Annotated in this window: 17 protein-coding genes; 10 read left to right on the top strand and 7 right to left on the bottom strand. The window is 56.4% G+C overall.

Going from position 1 to position 19,631, the window contains the following annotated elements; all coding sequences use genetic code 11:
- Window positions 1–36 precede the first annotated feature (36 nt).
- Window positions 37–471, bottom strand: coding sequence for a hypothetical protein (locus AADEFJLK_RS19260; RefSeq protein WP_088621139.1), 435 nt, complete (start codon window positions 469–471; stop codon window positions 37–39).
- 225 nt (window positions 472–696) lie between these two features.
- Complete coding sequence (locus AADEFJLK_RS19265) at window positions 697–1,431, bottom strand: hypothetical protein (RefSeq protein WP_103975414.1); 735 nt, start codon at window positions 1,429–1,431, stop codon at window positions 697–699.
- Between the two features lie 636 nt (window positions 1,432–2,067).
- On the opposite strand from AADEFJLK_RS19265, the gene AADEFJLK_RS19275 reads away from it, so the two are divergent.
- The 4 genes from AADEFJLK_RS19275 (at window position 2,068) to AADEFJLK_RS19290 (ending at window position 6,075) form a co-directional block, all read left to right on the top strand.
- The gene (locus AADEFJLK_RS19275; RefSeq protein ID WP_103975415.1) at window positions 2,068–3,396 is read left to right on the top strand and encodes a cytochrome P450; all 1,329 of its coding nucleotides are present in this window, start codon (window positions 2,068–2,070) and stop codon (window positions 3,394–3,396) included.
- A 122-nt stretch (window positions 3,397–3,518) separates the two neighbouring features.
- Window positions 3,519–5,213: a multicopper oxidase family protein gene (locus tag AADEFJLK_RS19280; RefSeq protein ID WP_103975416.1), complete on the top strand. Its 1,695-nt coding sequence runs from the start codon at window positions 3,519–3,521 to the stop codon at window positions 5,211–5,213.
- A 191-nt stretch (window positions 5,214–5,404) separates the two neighbouring features.
- Window positions 5,405–5,701 (top strand): type II toxin-antitoxin system Phd/YefM family antitoxin, encoded by a 297-nt coding sequence (locus AADEFJLK_RS19285; RefSeq protein ID WP_249028085.1) that lies wholly within the window; start codon window positions 5,405–5,407, stop codon window positions 5,699–5,701.
- The gene (locus AADEFJLK_RS19290; RefSeq protein WP_249028086.1) at window positions 5,698–6,075 is read left to right on the top strand and encodes a type II toxin-antitoxin system RelE/ParE family toxin; all 378 of its coding nucleotides are present in this window, start codon (window positions 5,698–5,700) and stop codon (window positions 6,073–6,075) included. The genes AADEFJLK_RS19285 and AADEFJLK_RS19290 overlap by 4 nt, the downstream gene beginning before the upstream one ends.
- Here the strand turns inward: AADEFJLK_RS19290 and AADEFJLK_RS19295 are convergent.
- From AADEFJLK_RS19295 to AADEFJLK_RS19305, 3 genes are all read right to left on the bottom strand, one after another.
- Complete coding sequence (locus AADEFJLK_RS19295; protein WP_103975417.1) at window positions 6,007–7,101, bottom strand: tryptophan 7-halogenase; 1,095 nt, start codon at window positions 7,099–7,101, stop codon at window positions 6,007–6,009. The genes AADEFJLK_RS19290 and AADEFJLK_RS19295 overlap by 69 nt on opposite strands.
- A gap of 416 nt (window positions 7,102–7,517) precedes the next feature.
- On the bottom strand, window positions 7,518–7,925 hold the full coding sequence (locus tag AADEFJLK_RS19300; protein WP_103975418.1) for a hypothetical protein: 408 nt from the start codon (window positions 7,923–7,925) through the stop codon (window positions 7,518–7,520).
- 97 nt (window positions 7,926–8,022) lie between these two features.
- Window positions 8,023–10,311 carry a LodA/GoxA family CTQ-dependent oxidase gene (locus tag AADEFJLK_RS19305; RefSeq protein WP_103975419.1) on the bottom strand — a complete coding sequence of 763 codons (2,289 nt, stop codon included), beginning with the start codon at window positions 10,309–10,311 and terminating at the stop codon, window positions 8,023–8,025.
- Window positions 10,312–10,374: 63 nt separating this feature from the next.
- Here AADEFJLK_RS19305 and AADEFJLK_RS19310 point away from each other — a divergent pair, with 63 nt between their 5' ends.
- Window positions 10,375–10,758, top strand: coding sequence for a hypothetical protein (locus AADEFJLK_RS19310; protein WP_103975420.1), 384 nt, complete (start codon window positions 10,375–10,377; stop codon window positions 10,756–10,758).
- Here AADEFJLK_RS19310 and AADEFJLK_RS19315 read toward each other — a convergent pair.
- The gene (locus AADEFJLK_RS19315; protein ID WP_103975421.1) at window positions 10,755–12,842 is read right to left on the bottom strand and encodes a tyrosinase family protein; all 2,088 of its coding nucleotides are present in this window, start codon (window positions 12,840–12,842) and stop codon (window positions 10,755–10,757) included. The two genes, AADEFJLK_RS19310 and AADEFJLK_RS19315, sit on opposite strands and share 4 nt — an antisense overlap.
- A gap of 431 nt (window positions 12,843–13,273) precedes the next feature.
- Between AADEFJLK_RS19315 and AADEFJLK_RS19320 the strand changes: the two genes are divergently transcribed.
- Window positions 13,274–14,203 carry a DUF4351 domain-containing protein gene (locus tag AADEFJLK_RS19320; RefSeq protein WP_103975422.1) on the top strand — a complete coding sequence of 310 codons (930 nt, stop codon included), beginning with the start codon at window positions 13,274–13,276 and terminating at the stop codon, window positions 14,201–14,203.
- Window positions 14,204–14,211: 8 nt separating this feature from the next.
- Window positions 14,212–15,153, top strand: coding sequence for a DUF4351 domain-containing protein (locus tag AADEFJLK_RS19325; protein WP_103975423.1), 942 nt, complete (start codon window positions 14,212–14,214; stop codon window positions 15,151–15,153).
- 1,458 nt (window positions 15,154–16,611) lie between these two features.
- Here the strand turns inward: AADEFJLK_RS19325 and AADEFJLK_RS19330 are convergent.
- Window positions 16,612–17,316 carry an XRE family transcriptional regulator gene (locus AADEFJLK_RS19330; RefSeq protein WP_088620965.1) on the bottom strand — a complete coding sequence of 235 codons (705 nt, stop codon included), beginning with the start codon at window positions 17,314–17,316 and terminating at the stop codon, window positions 16,612–16,614.
- 533 nt (window positions 17,317–17,849) lie between these two features.
- Here AADEFJLK_RS19330 and AADEFJLK_RS24725 point away from each other — a divergent pair.
- The 3 genes from AADEFJLK_RS24725 to AADEFJLK_RS19340 form a co-directional block, all read left to right on the top strand.
- Window positions 17,850–18,005 carry a hypothetical protein gene (locus AADEFJLK_RS24725; RefSeq protein ID WP_157679452.1) on the top strand — a complete coding sequence of 52 codons (156 nt, stop codon included), beginning with the start codon at window positions 17,850–17,852 and terminating at the stop codon, window positions 18,003–18,005.
- A 214-nt stretch (window positions 18,006–18,219) separates the two neighbouring features.
- Entirely contained in the window at window positions 18,220–19,113 is an 894-nt protein-coding gene (locus AADEFJLK_RS19335; protein ID WP_103975424.1) for a hypothetical protein, read from the top strand.
- Window positions 19,110–19,631, top strand: a 522-nt coding sequence (locus tag AADEFJLK_RS19340; RefSeq protein WP_103975425.1) for a hypothetical protein, incomplete at its 3' end; no start/stop codon positions are given. The genes AADEFJLK_RS19335 and AADEFJLK_RS19340, both read left to right, overlap by 4 nt.

A 19,631-nucleotide genomic window follows, 5' to 3' on the forward strand; every position in this document is an offset into this window, starting at 1 on the left:
GCCAGAGCTAAAGCTGCCCTTAGTTAAAGGCTACGCTTAACGTCCCAGTTCCTCACCAAAAATCGCCCCCGCCGCCGCACCGACCCCGGTCGCTAAGGGGTCGCCACCGCCCAGTTCATAGCCCGCCACGCCGCCGATAACCCCGCCCGCCACCCCGGACATTAAGCCGTTATTGTTACGGTAGTAGCGTTGCGGACGCGGTTGTTGATAATACACGGGCGGCGGTGGGGGTGGCGCGTAGATAATTTCTTCGCGGTAGATGGGGCGCGGTTGCGGGTAGACGTTAATCACCTCGCGGTAGATGGGGCGTGGTCTGTGGTGGTGGTGATGTTCGTGCCATTCGCCGCGCCCGTCGCCCCAGCCGCCGCCACCCCAACCGCCCCGGCGACCCCAGTCGTCGTCATCGGCATGGACAGGGGCTGCCATTAAAGCACTCAAGCCTAAGGCAACCATCAGCATTAATTTGTTCATAACAGCCTTCCTTTATTGGGATTGTTAATTGATTGGCGGAAAAGCCGCCGTACTTTGCCCTTATTGGACAGTGTGGCGATAGCATAAAGCAACGTGGCTTAATGGCAGCTTAACGGCGGCGGGGGGAATTGTGGAAATAAGCGGTTGGGCTTTAGGGGGGTAGCCTTTCAGGCCATTGGCAAACCTGAAAGGCCGTAAGTGATAGGCTGAACTTAGCCGCGTTGCCTAATAATGCCAGCCAGGGATACCCAGGTGGGCATCGACATCGGCGGCGGAGGGGCGGACGGTGACGGTGAAGCCGGCGCCGCAGCCGTTGGGCAGCGGGTTGGTGGTCAAGTTGCGGGTGACTTGGAATATAGGCGGTTCGCCGATGCCGTCGATGTTTTGCGGGCCGCCTAAGTTGGCGTATTGTGAGCCGTTGTCAGGTATCCATAGGTTGACTTTGCCCGCTTGGATGGTCGGGGCGGTAAAGTCGCAGATGTCGGCGATGGCCACTTCAATTTTTAACGCGGTGGCGCAACTGGTGGCGGCAAAGCCCGGTGCGGTGAATTGGAACGGGACGCGGCCTTGTAATGTGGTGCCTAAGCGGCCATCCATGCCGTAAAAGCCGATGGCGTTGCCGAGTTTGTCGTGTTTTTCGTGCTGTTTATTGAAAATGTTACGGTCTTGAATGGTGTCGACTTGCCCTGCATAGACGCTAGGGCCGATGATTTCGCTCAAGTCGGTGATGGTGTGGCCATCGGAGGCGATCAGCTCCGGGTTTTTGGTGGGAAACACCACGCTTTGGGCGCGTATCGGCAGGTGGGTGTCTTCGCAGCCGTGGCCGATGGCGATGGCGTTGTCGCCGCCAGTGTTTTCTACGACCGCTTTGATAAGGATTTCATCATGGGCAAACGCGGGGGCGGCTAAGACTAGCCCGACAGCCAAGCCGCAAGCCGATAATTTTGGCAATAACATCATGAGGTGTCCTCCTGAGGACAAGGGTTAAGAACAAGGGGCCGTCCGCAGGGGGTGCGGATTGCCTATAGTAACGCCCTTTGGCTGTGGCGGCGAAAGGGTTTTTGCCGTGTGTGTTGAAGGATGCGGACGGGGTGGTAAACCGTGACCGTAGGAGTGGGGGATTTTATCTGTGCGGCTTGGACTTAGCGGGGTAGCTGGAGGCTCGGCCCTGTTAAGGCCAGTGGTAAAATCCTTAATTTTTGTGCCAAGGCTTGGGGGCGTTTGCCCTGGTAGTGCGGGTGCTTGTTTTGATGCTAAAGGCGGGCTGGCTGTTAGTGCCGCTTATTTTGTCCGTTTGATTATTTTCTGCCTGCCGCTAGGTCGGGCTTTGCCGCCGTTTTGCCGTAAAGCCGCTATTTTTTGGGTTAACCTGCCCTAAAGCCTGAAAAAATCCTGTCACTATAAAAATAAGTGCCTAATAAAATCAAAGCATTATCGATGAACTACTTCAAATGTGAAGCATTGACTTTTTATTAGGTAGTAGTTAATTTCCCCTCTCTTCCGATCTTGTTATAACTATGCCCCAAGGCGGTGCTGCTGCCGACATATTAGCCTGGGGCGGCTTGCGCCCTGACACTCTGACTAAGGAGATGAAGCGTGACTGCCACTACTGATTATCTGGCGCAATACGATGCCGCCGCCGAAGCTGACAAATTCCCTCTGGTACGGCACTGGTTGGATACCGAACCGCTGCCGTTTTTTAAACAACTGCGTGAGCAGCGGCCTATTCTGGTCACGCCGGTCTGTACCTTGCTGGCGCGGTTTGACGACATCACCGAAGTGCTGAACATGCCGAAGGTGTTTACCGTTGAGCTGTATATTGCCAAGATGGGCGATTATCTGATGGCGCATGATGACGATGCCCTGCACACCCGCGAAAAGTCTCTGATGCAAGGCCTGCTTAACCGTGATGATTTGCCGCAGGTGCGGGCGTTGGTCGCGCGGATCGGTAAGGCGATTCTCGACGGCGCGGGAACGGGGATTGAAGTCGTTAACGACTATTGCCGCATGGTGCCTGCGACTTTGGTGCAGGATTATTTTGGCCTGACGGGGTGTGATAAAAAGGACTTGATCGAATGGTCGTATTGGAACCAGTACGATAATTTCCATAACCACCCTTTCGACCTGATGCCGGAAGAGAAGCGCCTGTATATCGTCGAGCGCCATAATGCCGTAGGGCCGCCGCTGGGGGCGTATATCGCCGAGTTGATGGCGCGGCGGCTGTTGGCGGTGAAGGCGGAACAGGCGACCAGCAGCCTATTGGTGCTGTGGTATGGGCTGAAAAAGTTGTTCCGGCTGTTATCCGGCAAGAAAAGCGAGCCGCTCACCGATGATATGGTGACGCGGATGTTACGCACCAATTTTCCCGATGCGGTCAATTTTGACTTGACGCGGGTCGGCATCAACGCGGGCGGCTTGCTGATCGGGGCGATAGAAACTACCTCGCAGGCAGTCGCCCAGATTCTGCAATTTTTGCTGGACAACCCCGCTTGGCTGGACAAGGCCGTTATCGCCGCGCACCGTGATGACAATAAAGAATTTGACAGTATTGTTTGGGAGGCGTTGCGCTTTGTGCCGATTGCCCCGTATTTGTTCCGCAAAACCGCTGGCCCTTATACGGTCGGCAAAGACACGCCGCGCGAGACGATGATCTTGCCCGGCACTTATGTGCTGACCCTGACCCAATCGGCGATGTTCGACCCGCTGATTTTCGCCAACCCCGACGACTTCGTCCCCGAACGCAATTGGTACCATTATTTCCACTTCGGTTTCGGTAGCCATGAGTGCTTGGGCAAGTATGTCGGTATGGTGATGATCCCGGAAATGGTCCGGCAAGTGTTACTAAAACCTAATGTCCGCGCCTTGGGGCGGATTGATTATAAAGACGGGCCGTTTCCTGAGCAGTATGAGTTGGCTTGGGGTTGAACACCGTAAAAAAGGGGCTTGCGGCCCAGTTGGCCGCGCTCCAAGGCAAACAGCCTAAACCTGTACCACCCAAAAAACTAAAAAAAGCGTTACCCACCACTATCGAGAGAAGGACGTAGACTATGCAACACTCCCCTGTAAAACTGGCTTTGGCGATTGCCTGGGCGTTGGCCACCCCATTGGCGGCTCAGGCCGACACTAACCCTTTGTGTGCTTACGATAAGATTGATGTCAATAAATACGGCCATCAGCCGTTCCAAAACCCGCCGGAGATCCGCTCTAGCAACGGTGTGTTGACTACGCCGCTGGAAGTGAAATTTACCGACCCCAAAACCACCAGTATCGCCGGGTGTCCGGTGACGTTGCGCACTTATAACGGGCAATTGGTCGGCCCTACCTTGCGGGTTAAACAAGGCGATGTGATTAATCTGACGCTGAATAATAATTTGCCTTTAGAAACGCCGAACGAAGTCCAGCAACAGTTTGACCAAGAAAAAGACAGCGCGTATCTGGACACCAAGCCCGCGTCGTTTAACACCACCAATATGCACTACCACGGCCTGCATGTTTCGCCGACGGGTAACAGCGACAACGTTTTGCTGGCGATCAGCCCGCAAAGCCATTTCCCTTACGAAGTCAAACTGCCCAGCACCCACCCCATCGGCTCGTATTGGTATCATGCCCATGCGCACGGCTCGACTTCCATCCAAGTCGGCAGCGGTATGGCCGGGGCGATTGTTATTGAAGACAATGCCGACGCGCCAAAAGCCTTGCTGGCGGCCAATGCCAATGAGAAAACCTTGGTCTTGCAGACTATTCTTTATAACGAAAACGGCAAGCTTAACAATATCACCAAGCTGTTTCCGGGGCCGTCCACCCCCACCGCCAAAGATTGCAAGAAGGCCAATAAAGGCACTTGGCCGTGCGCTAACCGGGCGATTACCATCAACGGCCAAATCGCCCCCATCATTACCATGAAGCGCGGCGAGGTACAGCGTTGGCGCTTGATTGACACCGCGTTCCGCGAATCGATTTATTTCGCCGTGCAAGACCATGACCTGCATGAGATTGCCCTGGACGGCAATTATTTGGGGCATGTCGACACTTGGAAGGCGGGGGTGGCCATTGATTTGGAGCCGGGCTACCGCAGCGATGTCTTGGTGAAGGCCAGTATGAAACCGGGCGATTATGAAATCCGCGATATGGCGACCCCGGCCAGCCAATCGTTACGCGGCGACGATGAAGGCAGCCATGTGATCGGCATTTTGCGCGTCACTGATGAGGTGAACGAGATGGATTTGCCGACCGATGCGCAAATGCGGCCTTTAGCGCCGTTCGGTGATACCGATTTGAGCAAAACGGCGGTGGGTTTGCAACAAGTGACGTTTAATCTGACCCAAGATTTGCCGGGTAAGAAAAACTATTTCCAAGTCAATGCCCGCGCCTTTAGCCCCACCCATGTCCGCAAGCTCAACTTGGGCGCGACCGATATGTGGGCGTTGACGACGTTGGGCGATCCTGATCCGTCGGCATTGGCCAATCCCGATAACGCCATACCGCCTGTGCCACATTTGTTCCACATCCACGTCAATCCGTTCCAATGGACGCGCCAAGGCCCCGATACGCAATTAGAGCGGGTTTGGAAAGACACGTTACTGGTGCAAGGCCCGGCCACTACGAATGTCTATACCCACTACACCGACTATATCGGCAAGTTCGTCATGCACTGCCATATCCTCGACCATGAAGATTTGGGTATGATGGAAGTGGAGGAGGTGGTTGATCCCAATAGTGGGGCTGCGGCGCATAGCCATTAGGCTTAAGCGGGAGTGGGTAAGGGCAAGCGTTTGGGCTTGCCCTTCGTTTTTAGGGAGTCGTGTTAATTATCCTAAAGCTGAGCTTGTTAACCCGTCAGTGCTGAATCCTTTGGATAATGGGTAAGTCATCAGGCATCGTATAGCTTCTTTCAAATGAAGATTAGCTGTTTATTTAGAATACGGTTAAGCGTATGATTGACCGTATTATTAAGGTCTTATGGAGGCATGGCATGGCGGGTATCAGTGCAAACGAACTGAAAATAAAAGGCGTTATGGCGATACAAACGGCGTTGGAGCAACACGATGAAGCGGTTATTTCCGTGCGTGGCAAAGAACGTTTTGTGGTGATGGATGTCGCACATTACCAGTATTTACGCGAATGCGAATTGACCGCTGCGCTGGCTGAATCCCATGCTGATATAGCAGCAGGACGCTATGTTAAAGAATCCGCCGAGCAACATCTGGCGCGGTTGGAAAGTATGGGATGAGCTATACGCTAATTTTTACTGAGCAATACAACCGCCGGGCTTTACGCTTTATTAAACGCCATCCTGAGCTAAAAAAACCGTATCTTAAAACCCTGCAACTGCTGGAAGTGAACCCGTTCCACCCCTCGTTACGCTTACATGCCTTGCAAGGCAAGTTAGCGCATTGCCACTCTGTTTCCATCAATCTGTCTTACCGCATACCTTGGAGTTGCAAATCAGTGCAGCGGAAATTATTCTGCTTAATGTGGGCGATCATGATGCGGTTTATTGACAGGAATAACGTTTTTTTGGGGCTTTTCCTGGATTTAACCCAGCCGCCGTTGCCAAAACGGCGCGTCTGGCCAGCGTTGTTCTTGGCGGTGGTAGTCGCTTAGGGTGGTTTGGTAGGCGGCGAATTCGCGCTGCATCAGTGCTTGGTAGCGGGTGAAGCCGCTACTGTCTTGGCGGCGGATGTAGTCAGTTAGTGCGTAAGCGGCGAACAGGCCGGAACGTAGGGCTTTGATGATGCCTTGTGAGGACAGGGGATCGAAGCAGGATAGCGCGTCACCTACGGCGAGCAGGTCGGGGCGGGCGGGGCCGTGTAGGTAGCGGGAGTTGGCTGGCCACAGTTGCGGTGGGGCTAGCGGGCGGGCGTTGCCGATGAGGGGCTGGACGTGGCGGGTCTGTGCCAGTTGCTGTTGCCAAGCGGCCAGTTGTTTGGCTTTGAGGCGGCGGGTGAGGTCGGCATCGGTCATTAGGGCGACCACGCGGCGGCCTTCGGGGAGGGCGGCGGTGTACCACCAACCGTCGGGGCAGGCTTCGGTCAGTACGGCATCGGCGTTGGGCAGGTCGGGGTCGGTCTGGCCGAAAAAGACCGCACTGGCGACGAGGCGGTCGTGGTTGATGGGTTTAAGGCCTGCCAGACGCGACGGCAGGGCGGTGCGGCCACTGGCATCGATGAGGTAGGTGGCGCGGTAGTCGCCTGCGTCGCCGCAGCCGATGTGCCAGTATGGGGCGTGGTGGCTGAGGGTGTGGAGTTGGGCGGGCAGGCGTTGGGCACCTTGTTGGCGGGCGGCGTTGAGGAGTGTTTGGTCGAAGCGGGCGCGGTCTAGCCGCCAGCCAGTGTTGTGGACGTTGAGAAAGAATTCGTTGCTGACCAGTTCGGGGCTGCCCCAGGCGCTGACGGTGCGGAATGAGGGGCAATGGTTGTCTTGTAGGAAGGCCGCGCCGACACCGAGTTGGTCAAGAAAGGGCTTGATGAGCGGCGGTACGGATTCGCCGATGCGGAAGGGGGTGCTGCGGCCAGGGTCGGCGATGGCGACGCGCAGGCCGGGCACGGTTTGGGCGAGGGATAGGGCGACCGCACAGCCTGCGGGGCCGGCACCGACGATGAAGACATCAAAAAGGGTGGGCTGGGTCATGCGTTGTTTGGGGAGGTAAGTGATGGTCTGTTTTAGGCAATGGCGTGGTTTGTCAGGTGACGGCGGCTACCTGACAAACTACGCTATTGGGCGGTAAGCTAGCGGCCAGTAATCTGCTAGCTTAGGAACGTGCATAAAATTAAGTAGGCGTTCCATTGTATCTCTGCGTGTTAAACCCCACCCCAGCCCTCCCCTTGGCAGGGGAGGGAGCTTATGTCTCCTCCGGTATACAGTTGAAAATAAAGGGGAAAAAGCCCATTCACCTGCCAAGGGGGAGGCTGGGGTGGGGTTGCCGTACTTTCGCCTGTTCAACAGATTTTATTTCATGCACGTTCCTTACCTCAGCTTGGTTTTTGCTTGGCGGTGGCGGTGTCGGGCAGAACCGCTTGCCCGACCTACTCGACTACGCGCGCTGGTTACAGTTTAACCGCATAAAATGAGGCGACGACACCGGCGGGGGAGATGCCGCCGTTGCTGCTGGCGTGGGGGATGGTGCGGATGACGGAGCCTACCAGGGCGGGGATTTGTTGTACGCCGTTCGGCCAGTGGGCGACCAGGTAGCCTTCGTAATCGTAGATCCATTGTTCGCCGCCGACCACGCCGACCCCTTGGAAGCGTACCCGCATCGGGCTGCCGTATTCGCGGGAGCCTTGCAGTTTCAGCGACCAGCCGTCGCCGCCGATGGTGCCGCTGAGGATTTGCATGGCATCTTCGTGGATGTCGATGACACCTTGGCCGAATTCCAGATCGTTGACGGCGGTGTTCAAGTTAGGGTCGTTTAAGAGGCTGCGGTAAGCCCATTGGCCGACGAAAGGGTTGTTCATGGTGTGCTCCTTGGCGTTATGGTTAGTGTTGGGTGGTGCGTTAAGGGAGGTTGTGCCGGGAGGGCGGGTCAGTGGCCCGTACTCCCGGCAAGTTAGGTCAATCGCTTTTTTCGGTGTCCGGCCCTGAGCGTTCGACGCTGTAATAGCGGTCGTCGGGCAGGCTGGTGGATGGGGTGGCCATCACGTTGCTGCTGGGCGGTAGATGGGGGTTGCGGATGATGAAGCCGAGCCGCCACCAGTCGCTGACCATTTTTAGGTCGCCCGCGTTGGTTTGTTGGATGCCCCGGCTCCAGGTCGTCCATTGCAACTGCGGTTGCCCTTGTGCGTCGAAGCCGACCAGTTCATTGGATTGCAGGGGTCGGTGTGCGGGCCACCAGAGGGTATCCCAGGTTTGTTGTTGTTGCGCCATGCGGGCATCGTCGCTGGTGTTGATGAGGTTCCACTCGGCGTAGGTTATGTCGATGGTGTTGGTGGTGCATTCGTTAAAGTCGGCTTGCCACGGCACGGCCATGGATTTGGTCAGGTCGCCCGGTTGCAGGCCGGTGTTGTAGTCGTTGTTTTGGCTAAGCGGGCTGTCCATGGCGAAGGTGTTGTCGTCGAGCAAGCTGCCGTGTTTGGCGTTGGCTTGGGCGGCAGATTGCAGGAAGTCCGACCAACTGCGGTCGGCTTTGATCCGGTAGGGTTCCAGGTAGATGGAGGGGTTGCGCAGCACCCAGCCGATTTCGCCGCCCGGACAGAACGCCCCGCCGAGCAGGTTGCTCAATACGCCACGGTCGAGTTCGCGGGCGTTTTTGGGGGGTGTGGTGGGGTAGGGTTGGAACACCGGATAGTTGGGGGGTAGGCAACCTTGTTCGATTTCGTTGCTGAAATAGCCCAGCGCCCATTGTTTGAGGACGAACAGTTGGTAGTCGGTCAGGCGCAGAAATTTGGACGGCACGAGATTGCTGAGCGGGTTGTCGCCGCATAATAGCGGCATCAACGGCAGGTTGTGGATGCGGCTGCCGACTTTGTTGCTGATTTTGAAGTCATTTTCTTCACCGCCGCGCCGGAGCAGGTCGAACAGGAATTGCCGCATCGGTGCGTAGGGGTCGAATACCCAGAGGCCGTCTTGCAGGCGTGGGGTGGGCTTGCGGGTTTCGGCTTGGGCTTCGCCTTGGCTGGCGTTGCGGTTTTGGTGGCGGCTGAGGCTGTCGGCGACCGCTGCGTCGTAGTCGGCACGCTCGTGGAAGTAGCGGGGCGGTTGGCTGAGCAGGCGGGGGTCGAAAGTGCCGCGCTGTTCGGGATCGTGGGGGAAGTTGGATTGGGCGAGGATGTCGCTCAGGTATAAAAATTCGTTGGGGCGGAACAGGATCGGCCAGATGTCGCAGTAGAAGCCGGGTTTAAAGGTGGGGTTCCAGGTCAGGCGGCTGGCTTGCCATTGTGCCAGGGCTTGCGCGTTGTGGGGCGGGATGGTTTCGGGGTCGGCAAAGCTGTCGATGCGCCCGTACAGGCGGGTGTCGGCGGCGAATTGGCGTAGGCTCAAGTCGTAGAGTACGTCGTCGGCGGTGATCATGTCGAGGATTTGCGGCACGAAGCGCGGGTAACCGGCCACCACCCAGGCGGGGTATTCGACATCAATGTAGCGGGTCTGGCCGACTTGTTCGGAGTACATGATCAGCCGCGCCATGACCGGGCCGTCTGAGGTGTCGTCGTACCAGCCGTCGTTGTTGGCGTAGTCGCTGATATGCGGCTCGCCGGGGCCGGTTTTTTCGCAGCCGGAATGGCCGTGGCCGCCCAAGACCAGCAAGCGCCCTGCGTCGTCGGTGAGGATTTCGCCCAAGGTGTCGATGTCGTGCGGTTGCAGGCCGCGCGGCGGGAAGGTGGTGGCGTAAGCGCCGTCGCCAGTGCGGTCGAAACGGGCGCGGCGTTGGGTGGTGGTGTTGACGCTGCGCGGGCCCGGGTCAATGACTAGGCGGTCGCGGTCGGTGATGTCGGGGTTGCGGCGGGGATGGTCGCTGTCGTAGCCATGTTCGCCGCGCAATTGTTGGAAGTCGTACCACGACGCTTTTTTGTTGGCGAGGTAGACCCGCCATTGGATGTCGGTCAGTACCCCGTGGTTGCCGCCGCCTTCGACGGGGTCGCCGAGTTGCAGTGGCCGGCCTTCGGGGCTGTCGGCATCGTAGACGTAGACTTGGAAGCGGGCGGCTTGGCGTTTGATGCGCCCGTGCTTATCTTTAAAGGTGTTGACCAATAAGGGGCCGGTCAAGTCGGGGGTTAATAAAGGGTTGCCTTGTGCGTCGCATTGTTGCGGCAGGTTGGCGGGCATTTCGGGGGCGATATAAAATTCGCTGGTGCTGTTACCCAGACGAGCGATGCCGATGCCGGGATGGATTTTGTATGTAGCCACGGTGAGGATTCCTATGGTTAACTGATGTTACGCAGACATATTCTGCGATTTAAAAAATAAATAATGAGTCGCTATCGCGACGGCTTTTTTAATCGGGTTCTCGCACCCGAAGGCGAGATACTTTCTTTTGCTCCGCCAAAAGAAAGTATCCAAAGACAAATCCGCTGGGAGCGGATTTGGATGCACCGCACACGAAGTGCGAGTGCCAGGACGGCACGCGTCAGAAGGCGGCCCGATTGCCGCTTGATCCTGCGCTTCTCGGTTTTGTCGGGGGTCGGCAGAGAGGGCTCCTGCCTTTATGCCCTTTGGGTGCACCTGCCGACGCGCGGCATCCCTGCCTCGCCCCTTTATGCCCTATGGGTATTCGGGCTGATCCCGACAAACCCTGCGATGCTCGGCGCGGCAAACGGGAGAAAAGTGACGTTACTGCGTAACGTCAGCGGTTAATCGAGGAAGTTGAGGGAGACGCCTTCGAGTTTGAGCAGGTCTAGCTCTTCCTCGTAATCGGCACCGATAACGACCAGGGTGATCTGTAACTCGTGGGCGCTGGCGAGCAGGTGCCGGGCGCAGTCGGTCACGTCGATGCGGTGGTTGCGCGGCATGTTATGGCTGCGTGTCCGGTGGTCGAAGTCGCGCGGTTGCGGCGGCGGGGTGGCGCAATGGCCGGGGCCGCCGTAGCAGGCGCCGTGGCCGAAGATGGCCAGATAACCGGCAAAATGCGGGTTGTCGCGCCAGTCGGTATGGGCATCGGCACCGGGTTGGTTTAAGAACACGCGCACGAAGCAGGAGCGTTCCAGTTGCGGTACCCAGTGCAGGCGGATTTCGGCTTTACGGAAGCCTAGGGTTTCTGGCGCGACGGCAATCGGTGCGGACAGGAAGCGGCCAACCGGGGCTTCTAGGCCGACGGGCATGAAGTGGCCGCCGCGCAGGTATTCGTAGCCGAAGCGGGCGATGTTGAGGGTGTCGCGCTGGGTGTAGTTCCACGGCGACAGGATAGCGTCCAGTTCGACGGGGTTGCTGTTGGGGTTTTGCCCTTGCCATTCCCACCACAGCCTGTCGACATTGACGTGGATGCCCCAGAATATCGGGTCGTAGGAGGCGGTGAGGTTGCTGAACATGTCGCCGAATTGCGGTTGGCTGTACATGTCGTTACGCGAGTGGAAGCTACGTCCGCCCGCCCTGACCATGCCGTTGCGCCGTGCCGCCAGCTGCGGTGTGGCGGTGCGGGCGGTGGCGGTTGCGGTGGCCGCGTAGCTGCCTTTGCCGTCTTGGTAGGGGTTTTCGCCGCCTGTCCAGATGTGCAGGGTGTTGTGGGGGTTTTGGTCTAAGAAGCCGAACGCGGCATCGTAGATGCTGCCGCCGCCAAAGTCGCGGAAGTTGTTCAGGCTCATGATCTGGCGGATGTCGTCGGCACTGGGGTAGTGGTAATGGATGGCTTGGTTGATGGTTTTGCCGCCGTATTCGGCGGGGAAGCGCAGGGGATACCACAGCGGGTTGGAGGCGAGCAATGCGTCGAGCAGGCGTTGGCGGTTGCTGTCTTTCGGGTCTGGGGTCAGTTCGGTGTAGCCGATGACGTTATAGACGTACTCGAAAAACTGGCTTTGCGAGACGAACAGGCAGTGGTCTTCCGCCAAACGCATAAATGCCGCCGCCTGTTCGGGCGTGGGGCGCGGGTTTAGGCTGTCCAGCAGCTTGGCGGTGACTTTGGGCAGCAGGAAGGCTTGGTGGACTTTCGGGGTAATCCAGCCTTGCTCCGGTTGTTCGGGGCGGTATTGCGGCATGGTCCAATCCCAATAGGGCAGGGTCACGTCGCTGTCGAAGTCTTGCAGGTTTTGCTCAAATTCGTACAGGTAGGCGCGGTGCCAGGGCAGGAAGCGTTCCCAGCCGTGTTGGCAGTGGTTTTGGTGGATCAGGGCTTGGTTGTTGTAGCTGCGGCGGTCTTCCGGCCATTTGTTCAGAGCGTAGATGTCTTTGAAGGCGGCACGCAGGCGGTTGGCTTCGGCAGTGCCCATGCAGTCGATGTTGACGCGTTGCTTAGGTTCGCCGGGGCGGCGCACGCGGCGCATTCCGTCGGGGGCGACGTTAAATTCGTGGCGTTCGCGTACCGAAATGGTCAGCGATTCTAGGGTTTCGCCTTGTACGGGCAGGGGCGGTTGGGTGTCGGGGTCTTCTTCGGGGCAACCGTCGTCTATCCAGGCGCTGATAAAGCCGATGTCGGCGGCGCTGATGGTGGTGGTCCAGCGCGGGTAGCGGCTATCGTCGAACGGAGCCTGGCCTTGTAGGCCTAAGATCAGGCCGGACGCGGCGCTGCGCCGATAGTTGGGGTTGTCGATAGGGTGGCCGCAACAGGTGGTCGGTGTGGCGGCGGCGATTAAGGGGATATCACCAATGCGGGCGGCCAGCAGGGCGGGCAGGCCTTGCCGCCAAAAATGGCCTAAGCCGCCGTAATCGGCGCTGCTGTTCTGGGCGGCGGCTTCCAGAATGGCGATGACCTGCCGGTAGCGGCTCGGTGGGGTAAGTTGCGATGACATTAGGGGCTCCTCTGCGGTTAAGAATGCGCTTGCCGTGCCGTATCCGTCCGCATGGGCGGTTCCGGGGCGGCGACGTTATCCGTCGGTTATTATTAGGCTGTTTTTGACGGCGGCGGCGTACAGTAGCAAGACATTTTGCTAAATTCTATTAGGTAATACCGAAAAAAGTGTGAGTTTTTAACACAATGGTTTTTTGTGTTGGTAGTTTATTGATTTTGTTGGTGTTGTTGACGGAGGATTTTTTGGGCGGGCGGGAAAAAATGCGTGATGGCAGAGGTGTTGGCCTAGGGCGTTTTTAGCTGTTTTTGCATCGTCAAGTGCGGCATGAACGGCTGGGAATACGCTTGTGCCTAGCGCTTCGCGCCAAGATTTTACTTTGGCTACTATTGCGAAGATAATAGCCACATGATTCTGGCCGCACCCTTACACCTATGCCCATAGACCATGATCGCTTGTTTAAAGAGCTGCTGACGATATTTTTTACGGACTTTATCGCCCTGTTCCAACCGGAACTGTTGGGCTGGTTCGAGCCGGACAGCGTCACGTTTTTGGACAAGGAGATTTTTACCGACATCTTTGGCGGCGAGCGCCATGAGGCGGATTTGGTGGCGAACGTCCGCTGCAAAGGGGGATCGGCGTGTTTTTTAATCCATATCGAGACTCAAGCCAAGCGCCAGCCTGATTTTGCCCCGCGCATGTTCAAATACTTCGTCCGTTTGCACGAAAAGCACCGCGTACCCATTTACCCCATCGCCGTGCTGTCTTACGATAGCCCGCGTACGCCGGAACCGGACAGCTATAGCGTGGCTTTCCCCGATTGGGAGGTTCTGGCGTTCCGCTTCCGCACCGTGCAGCTGAACCGCCTGAACTGGCGCGATTATCTGGGCAGCCACAATCCGGTCGCCAGCGCCTTGATGGCGAAAATGGCGATAGAGCCGAAAGACCGACCACGGGTGAAGGCTGAATGTTTGCGGCTGTTGGTGACGCTCAAGCTCGACCCCGCCCGCAGCCGTTTTATATCGGGCTTTATCGACACTTATTTGCGTTTGCAACGCGAAGAGCTACCCATTTTTGACCACTTAATCCATACTGAATTTTTACCCACCGAACAGGAGCAAGCGATGGAACTGACGACCAGCTGGAAAGAAGAAGGTATTCAAATTGGTATCCAACAAGGCCTCAAACAAGGTTTCCACCAGGGCGAATACCACGCGCTCAAACGCCTGTTGACCCGCCGTTTCCAAACCTTGCCCGACGATGTGCTGGCCCGCATCGAAGCCGCCCCACAGGAACAGTTGGAGCAATGGCTGGACAACACCTTGGATGCCGCCACCTTAGAAGACGTGTTCCGAAACCATTGAGCCGTGCCATGCCCATAGACCATGACCGTCTGTTTAAAGAGCTGCTGACGATATTCTTCACAGATTTTATCGCCCTGTTCAGGCCAGAACTGCACGGTTGGCTGGAGCCCGATAGCGTGGCGTTTTTGGATAAGGAAATTTTTACCGACATCCTCGATGGTGACCGCCATGAGGCGGATTTGGTGGCGACCGTGCGCTGTAAAGGTGAGCCTGCGTGTTTTTTGGTGCATATCGAGACCCAGGCGAAACGCCAGCCCGATTTTGCGCGGCGCATGTTCAAATACTTCGCCCGTTTGCACGAAAAGCACGGCTTGCCTGTCTACCCTATCGCCGTCTTGTCTTACGACACGCCCAGCACCCCGAAACCCGACCGCTATAGCGTGGCCTTCCCCGACGGGGAGGTGCTGGCGTTCCGCTTCCGTACTGTGCAACTGAACCGCCTGAACTGGCGCGATTATCTGGGCAGCCATAACCCGGTCGCCAGTGCCTTGATGGCGAAAATGGCGATAGAGCCGAAAGATAGGCCACGGGTGAAGGCCGAATGTTTGCGGCTGTTGGTGACGCTCAAGCTCGACCCCGCCCGCAGCCGTTTTATATCGGGCTTTATCGACACTTATTTGCGTTTGCAGCGCGAAGAGCTACAGATTTTTGACCACTTAATCCATACTGAATTTTTACCCACCGAACAGGAGCAAGCGATGGAACTGACGACTAGCTGGAAAGAAGAAGGTATCCAAGAAGGGCTGCAACGCGGCTTTAGCCAAGGGATGCAGCAAGGTATCCAACAAGGTGAATACCGCGCCCTTATACGCCTGTTGACCCGTCGTTTCCAAGCCCTCCCCGCCGATGTGTTGGCCCGTATCGAAGCCGCCCAACCGGAACAATTGGAACAATGGTTGGACAACACCTTGGATGCCACCACCTTGGATGATGTGTTCCGCAACCATTAAGCCCCTCTCCCAGCCCTTTCCTTCGCAGGGGAGCGAACGGGCCGCTTCCCCGTCGTACGGGCGAAGCTCAGGTGAAAAAGCGCCTCCCCTGGCAAAGGGGAGGTTGGGAAGGGGTTGCCGTGTTTTCATCCAGATAACAGATTTATTTCATGCAGTTCCCTTACCCATTCCTTAGCTGCCTGACTCGGCGCCAGCGTATAGGCCAAGCCGTTACGGTAAAGCCCTTAATAAAGCCAACCTAACCTAACCTAACCCAGTAGTAAGTATTGAGCGGCTCTGCCTGCTTAGCGGCGTTGTTTTGCCGTTAAATTTTGGGCTGGCGTGTTGCCGCGCTGCGGCGGCTTTGTGTGGGCTGTATAAACGGCATGTCTCCTCATCGTATACGCGATGAAAAAAAGGCCTTAGCTTTGGCATGAGCCTGTTATGCCGATAAAGTGCCGCCGGATAGTTTCGTTCCTTCGCCCCCCTCCTTTGTCCCTTCCTTTTTGCTGATATTCCCAGGCGGTTTTACCTTGTTTGGAATGGCTGGTGTTTGCCCAAATTTCTGGTTGCCTTATCCCGATGGGGCTTTTGCTAAGCTGTAGGTGTTTGCCTGGGGCGGCTTTGTAATGTTGGCTGAAGGCGGGCTTTTCTTGTCGGCCTAGAGGCCGCAGGGCATTTTAGGGGTGGGCCGTTTTGCTCTGTTAGGGGTAATAGGATTTACTTAGCACAGTAAAAAAGTGTGGGGGCATGCGCATATAAAGTAATAATGGCGTTTTTTAGGCAACAAGATGCGGATTAGTACCATAGCGATTTTTCAAAACTATTGCTATTAATTAGTGCCAGAAAAAACGTGAATTTTTCACATAATTTATTTTTTGTCGATGAGTTTATTGAAATTATTGAGAGGTTTTTTTCATGTCAGGGCTAGGAATTGCGGGATAAGCCGGAATATTTGGCCTTATGGGGGGTTAACGGGGCTTTAGTTGCTGCTCAGGCGGCGGCAGTCGGTGCGGATACGGGATTTAGGCTTCTTATTAAGATATTAATAAATTCTAAATAATGATTGCGGTGAAGCCTGTAGTTTTTTGTTGGTGAGGATAAGGGTTATCGCTAGGGCAGAGGAGGCCGCTGAGGCCGGGGGGGTAAACGCGTTGGCGAAAAAGCCTTTAAAGACGCTATAACCTATTGTTTTTTTAACGATAAAGAAAATAGGCTGTCCGGTCTGGTCATTTCGGATGGATTTTCGCTTTAGGGAAACACGGAGTTTGGCCTGTGGCGTAAATGTTGGGTTTCTCAAGGGGGAGGCGGAAAGCCGGGGCGGATGAGTTGGCTTAAGCCGATGCCGACCGGTCGGGGGAGGAAGACCGGGGCGGCTGGCTTAAGCCAAACACTATTGGGGGGTACGCCAGTTGGGTGGCTTAGGCGGGCGGGCCGTGTGCTGGCGCCGCGCCGCCCATTGCCGCTAGGCGAAGAGGTCTAGCGTAACACTGACCACCAGAACACGCGGCCTAAGATGATGAGTTTTTCGGCATCTGTGCCGATGCAATCGACATCTTGATATTCGTGTTCGTTGTAGCTGCGGATGCGGATACCGCCTGCGCCGCCGAGGATACGGTATAAGCGTTTGACCAGCAATTGTCCTTCATAGTCGACGGCGTAGATGTCGCCGTCTTTAATGCGGGTGCTGCTGGTGTCGATGCCAGCGGTGCAGCCGTCAGGCAGGACTGGCTCCATGCTGTCGCCGGAGACTTTGACGCAGGCGGCGTGTTCGGCGGAAACGCCGACGCGCTTGAGGGTAGCTTTGGCGAAGCGCAGTTTCGCGCCGGGGTTTTCCGCGACGTGGAATTTGCCGGTGCCGGCGGAAAGTTCGACTTCACGGTAGAAAGGCAGTTCGACTTCGTCGTCCAGCAGCGGCGTGTTGCTGTCCCATTCGTCGAAACCGCCGATCAGTTCGGCGTTAGCGGCGGTGGAGGGGTTGGAGCGCATGGTGCCGGTGGCCAGCCATTGCATGTCCACATTCAGGGCAGAAGCCAACTGGATGAGTTTTTTGGTTTCTTTGGTCTTGCCGGAGGTGAGTTTGTAGATAGCGGCTTGGGACAGGCCTGCCCTTTCTGCCAAAGATTGCTGGGTGAAGCCTTGTTCGGCCATTTTTTGGTTGATTCTATCTGCTAATGTTTTCATAGGTCTGTAAGTGATGTGGTTAGGGCAGTATCGCATTACTAGGGTGATTTCCGCTAGAAAAGGCCTTAGTTATTGACAACGAACTACTATTGTAATATTTTATTACCCATGCGAAAAATAAAAGCGGCGAATAATGCCAATAATGGATAGTCCAGCCAAGTTTTTTGGCTATAAGTATCTATACATGGCGGGCAAGGGCTAGTAAGGCGATTGCTTGAAATAGACGGGCCTTTATTCTCTAGGGTAATAACCATTGAGAAGCATTCCTCAACGTCGTGCAGATTGCCGGCATAATGCCGATAATCCTTGTCAATCCTAATAGATTAGCACTGTCTGACGGTGATGTCCATACCGTAGTCAAGGTAGCATTTATTCTTAGGCGACAAGGGTTTGGTGCTTTCGGCGTGGCGGTTTCGCTTGCTCAAGTAATTGACCATCGTTCAGGAATAGAGTTCATAAAAGTAGTTCAAGTATGATAACTAATCCGTTTTAATTGGGGTTTCGAGTACATCTGTGTTAAGCAAGGGGGTGGGGTGACGAAAAATGATAGGCGGGCTAGGGCGTTATTGTTGCGCCCGCCACCGCCGCAAACCAACGCGTTCCGTTGGTTTCGGGTGGCTGAGAGGGTTAGTGATAGCGAGGCGGTGGAGAATGACCGCAAACGCCGTTGCGCCCGATTTAGGGCCTAACACTAAGCGGGCGTTATTGTACTAATTTAAAGGGTTAATGGTAAAGCGAATGAGAAATATTCATATTTGATTAGGGTAATGGTTTTTTAAGGTGGCTTGGCAAGCGGCTTGTTAGGGTTAAGGTGACCGGTTGCTTATAGGCAACAACATATCAGTGCGCGGGTAAAAAGCAAATTTGTTTGGGCGGTGGGCAAAACAGTGTAGGAGGGATGGTATGCGGGATTACGGTAAAGTGTCGCCGAAGTTTTGGACGGGGCGGACGGGTAAGGCCATTAAGGCGGAAGGGATGGAGGCGGTGTTGGTGGCGATGTATCTGATGACCTCACCCCATGCCGATATGTTGGGGGTCTATTATTTGCCGACGGTGTATATCGCCCACGATACGGGTTTGCCGTTGGCAGGGGCTTGTAAGGGCCTGGACGGCTGTATCAAGGCGGGGTTTTGCGCGTATGACCGGGCTTTGGAACTGGTATGGGTGCGCAAGATGGCCTTGTATCAGATCGGCGGGGCGTTGCAACTTAAGGATAACCGGGTGAAGGCGGTGGAAAAGGCCTTTTTGGAGTTGCCGGTTTGTGAGCATTTGCGCGGGTTTTATGCCTTGTATCGGGCGCATTTCCATTTGCCGGCCCATCCGGGGATTGTGGATGCGGAGCAGGCCCCTTTACAGCCCCTTGCTAGCCAAGAACAGGAGCAAGAACAAGAACAAGAACAGGAACAGGAGCAAGAGCAGAAACAAGAACAAGATAAGGCATCGCCGCGTTTGGCGGCGGGGCGTAAAGGCAATGCGGCGGAACTGTTGTTGGCGGAGTATGGCGTGGGTGCGGAGTTGGCGCGGGATTTTATCGCCCACCGTCTGGCGAAGAAGTCGCCGATCACCAAAACCATGTTGGCGGGGCTGGTTAGGGAAGCGGCGGCCGCTCAGCTGACGGTGGCGCAGGCGGTGCAGTTATGTATCGAACGCAATTGGCAGGGCTTTAAGGCGGAGTGGGTGGCGGGCAGTAAGGCGGTAGTGCCGGGGTCTGTCCGCACGGCACCGATGTATGTGCCTAAGGAGCAACGCCGGACGGCAGGCCTGGTGATTGAGTCGACGGCGACGAGGTTGGTATGAGTCCGCAGGAGTTTGGCGCATTTCATGAGCTGTGGCTGTTGGCTCATGCCAAGAGCAGCAGTAATCAGGTGCCGGCGGATGCGGTGGTGATGGCGGTGTTTGATGATTTGGCGGGCTATCCGTTGGCGGCGGTGGAGGCGGCGTTACGCCACCATGCGCGGGTGTCGCGGTTTGCCCCGACGGTGCATGATGTGGTGGCGGTGTTGGCGCGTACTAATCCGCGTGTGTCGGCGGATGAGGCGTGGGCATTGATGCCGCGCAGTGAGGAAGAGACGGTGTGTTGGACGGAGGAGATGGCGGTGGCGTTTGCGGTGTGTGCGCCGTTGTTGGAGTTGGGTGACCGTTATAACGCCGGGCGGGCGTTTAAGGCGGCTTATGTACGCGAATGCGAACAGGCGGAATTGGCGCACAAGCCAGTGCGTTGGCAGGTGACCTTGGGTTATGACAAGGCGCAGGTGGAGCCTGTGTTGCAGGCGGCGGTGGCCTTAGGACGGATCAGTGCCGCGCGGGCGGCGGCA

Source organism: Methylovulum psychrotolerans, from assembly GCF_002923755.1.
GTDB classification, from domain to species: Bacteria; Pseudomonadota; Gammaproteobacteria; order Methylococcales; family Methylomonadaceae; genus Methylovulum; species Methylovulum psychrotolerans.

What these genes read in the sequence shown, in the direction of transcription:
- AADEFJLK_RS19325 (WP_103975423.1), top strand. Translation starts at nt 14,212, where the DNA reads ATGCCCATAGACCATGACCGTCTGTTTAAAGAGCTGCTGACGATATTC.
- AADEFJLK_RS19330 (WP_088620965.1), bottom strand. Translation starts at nt 17,316, where the DNA reads ATGAAAACATTAGCAGATAGAATCAACCAAAAAATGGCCGAACAAGGC.
- AADEFJLK_RS19295 (WP_103975417.1), bottom strand. Translation starts at nt 7,101, where the DNA reads ATGACCCAGCCCACCCTTTTTGATGTCTTCATCGTCGGTGCCGGCCCC.
- AADEFJLK_RS19310 (WP_103975420.1), top strand. Translation starts at nt 10,375, where the DNA reads ATGAGTCGCTATCGCGACGGCTTTTTTAATCGGGTTCTCGCACCCGAA.
- AADEFJLK_RS19320 (WP_103975422.1), top strand. Translation starts at nt 13,274, where the DNA reads ATGCCCATAGACCATGATCGCTTGTTTAAAGAGCTGCTGACGATATTT.
- AADEFJLK_RS19300 (WP_103975418.1), bottom strand. Translation starts at nt 7,925, where the DNA reads ATGAACAACCCTTTCGTCGGCCAATGGGCTTACCGCAGCCTCTTAAAC.
- AADEFJLK_RS19290 (WP_249028086.1), top strand. Translation starts at nt 5,698, where the DNA reads ATGAGCTATACGCTAATTTTTACTGAGCAATACAACCGCCGGGCTTTA.
- AADEFJLK_RS19315 (WP_103975421.1), bottom strand. Translation starts at nt 12,842, where the DNA reads ATGTCATCGCAACTTACCCCACCGAGCCGCTACCGGCAGGTCATCGCC.
- AADEFJLK_RS19260 (WP_088621139.1), bottom strand. Translation starts at nt 471, where the DNA reads ATGAACAAATTAATGCTGATGGTTGCCTTAGGCTTGAGTGCTTTAATG.
- AADEFJLK_RS19265 (WP_103975414.1), bottom strand. Translation starts at nt 1,431, where the DNA reads ATGATGTTATTGCCAAAATTATCGGCTTGCGGCTTGGCTGTCGGGCTA.
- AADEFJLK_RS19280 (WP_103975416.1), top strand. Translation starts at nt 3,519, where the DNA reads ATGCAACACTCCCCTGTAAAACTGGCTTTGGCGATTGCCTGGGCGTTG.
- AADEFJLK_RS19285 (WP_249028085.1), top strand. Translation starts at nt 5,405, where the DNA reads ATGATTGACCGTATTATTAAGGTCTTATGGAGGCATGGCATGGCGGGT.
- AADEFJLK_RS19335 (WP_103975424.1), top strand. Translation starts at nt 18,220, where the DNA reads ATGCGGGATTACGGTAAAGTGTCGCCGAAGTTTTGGACGGGGCGGACG.